The organism is Aeromonas allosaccharophila (genome assembly GCF_000819685.1).
Taxonomy (GTDB): domain Bacteria; phylum Pseudomonadota; class Gammaproteobacteria; order Enterobacterales; family Aeromonadaceae; genus Aeromonas; species Aeromonas allosaccharophila.
The window spans coordinates 1-2,056 of the sequence record NZ_CDBR01000067.1 but is presented as its reverse complement, the minus strand read 5'-3'; the positions used below and the strand labels follow the sequence as shown (position 1 = coordinate 2,056).

Sequence of the window (2,056 nt, the reverse complement as noted above, 5' to 3'; positions counted from 1 at the left end):
GGACTTGTTCGCACCTTCCCAAGACCATTTACTCTTCTTTCAGAGTTACAAGCAAAATACGGCAGTTGAAAGCCATAAATAGCAAAACCCCGACAATATGGGGTTTTGCTATTGCGAATAAACCATCTGCTGATCGGTTATCAGATACGTGACTCGGCGTCCGTCTCGCCCGCCAGCAAGCGGGTCGCAGGAAAACGCAGGGCGGGATCCTGACTAAAGAACTGGCTCAGTTGCCGGTATACCGCGGGATAGACCTGCTGCAGCCGCAGCGGATCGGTAAAGAAGCACTCGCAGCTGACGGCGAAAAATTCGGCGGGATGTTCGGCCGCATAGGGATCGATGGCGGTTACCTCGTCCCGATCGAGCTGCTGGCACAGCGCATCGAAGGCGGCCTGAAAGGCCTGTTGCCACAGCTGACTGCTCATCTGCCCCGGCAACGGCGGCGCACCGTCCGCCTCACCGCCCAGCATGTCGAGCTTGTGGGCCAGCTCGTGGATCACCAGATTAAAGCCGTCCCAGTCACCGTCCTGCTGCAGCTCGCTCCAGGCCAGCACCAGCGGTCCTTGCGGCCAGGATTCACCAGCGTTCTCCTCTTCAACTTCGCTCACCAGCCCGAACTCATCCTGCACCTCCTGCCTGCGCGTGACAGGTTCGGGAATGATGATGATTTCGTGAAAGCCGCGATACCAGTCAATGCCGAGGTGCAAGATGGGCAACGCCGCTTGCAGTGCCAGCACCGCCTGTTGACGGGGGCTGAGCGCTACCCCGATCAGGGTCAGGGTCTTGCGCTTGAGTAGCTGTTGCCCCAACCTGATGAGCGTGGTCTGCTCGGTTTCGCTGAGCCCTTGCAAGATGGGCACTGCCGCCAGCCCCTGACGCCACAGCGCCAGCTCATCTTCACTCATGGGCGTTTGCGGGCGACCACCCAGCCATTTGAACCATCCCAGCACGCCAACTCCTTCTTCTTAATGCAAAAACCAGATCACAACAGTTTGACGAACCGTTTCNNCTGCGCCAGATAGAAACGGTGGGCAGCCTCGCGCTTGAGGCTGCTGGAGAGCTCCAGCTGAGCGCAACCTGCGGCCCGCGCCATCTGTTCGGCTTCCTTGAGCAAGGCCGCGCCCACTCCCGCCCCTCTTGCTCCTTCATCGACAACCAGCGCCGAGATCAGGCCCCAAGCTGGTGCAACATGCAGCGGTGCCAGCTTGTGCCACACCAGCACCCCGACCACCTTGTCAGCCAGGGAGGCAAGCAGCACAACGCTCGCGGGATCCGGCGCCAACAGGCGCGCCGTCACGTCACAACCTTCGGCAGGATACCCCAATTGGCTGAACAGGTGGGCGACTGCGCTCCCGTCGTCGGCCTCAGGGGGACGGATCGTCAATATGTCAGAGGTATCTTTCATTGTTGGCCTCATGCATTGTTGGCCTCATGTTTGCTTTCCATTGTGTTACGCCCGTCACATTGCTCGGCGCAGATCAACAAGGAGGATCTCATCTTTACTCATAGAAAACGCTGCCTGCCATTATCCACCCACCCTTGTCAATTCACAAATTTGCAACAAAACGACATTTTTAGCTGGGAAGCACCGATACAACTCGATATGTTACAAGCCATGCATGGCGCGCCTTTGCGCTCTGCTTAACCCCTCAACCCCGTGCTCGTTTGTTAACTGGATTGTTAACAGTCAGGGCCGAAAATAGTGACAGAGAGCGAGGCCAAGATCTCGCCAAGACAGCGCCACAAACACAACAAAGGAGTTGTTGTACATGAATGAAATCGTCAATGCCATCAATGGTGTAATCTGGAGCCCTGCGCTCATCTACCTGTGCCTGGGGGTCGGTCTTTACTTCTCCCTGCGCACCCGTTTTTTACAACTGCGTCATATCAAAGAGATGGTGCGGCTGATGTTTGATGGCAAGAGCACCGATGCCGGTGTCTCCTCCTTCCAGGCGCTGGCCATGACCCTGGCCGGTCGCGTGGGTACCGGTAACATCGCGGGTGTGGCCACCGCCATCACCTTCGGTGGCCCGGGCGCCCTGTTCTGGATGTGGAT

Annotated in this window: 3 protein-coding genes; 1 reads left to right on the top strand and 2 read right to left on the bottom strand. The window is 57.8% G+C overall.

What is annotated here, in order from left to right:
* Positions 1-140: 140 nt before the first annotated feature.
* Both BN1115_RS12925 and BN1115_RS12920 read right to left on the bottom strand, forming a co-directional pair.
* Positions 141-905, bottom strand: a complete 765-nt coding sequence (locus tag BN1115_RS12925) for a M90 family metallopeptidase (protein WP_042657468.1) — start codon at positions 903-905, stop codon at positions 141-143.
* Between the two features lie 77 nt (positions 906-982).
* Positions 983-1,405, bottom strand: a complete 423-nt coding sequence (locus tag BN1115_RS12920) for a GNAT family N-acetyltransferase (protein WP_042657467.1) — start codon at positions 1,403-1,405, stop codon at positions 983-985.
* A 364-nt stretch (positions 1,406-1,769) separates the two neighbouring features.
* Between BN1115_RS12920 and BN1115_RS12915 the strand changes: the two genes are divergently transcribed.
* A partial coding sequence (locus BN1115_RS12915) for an alanine:cation symporter family protein (RefSeq protein WP_042657466.1) occupies positions 1,770-2,056 on the top strand: 287 nt, incomplete at its 3' end.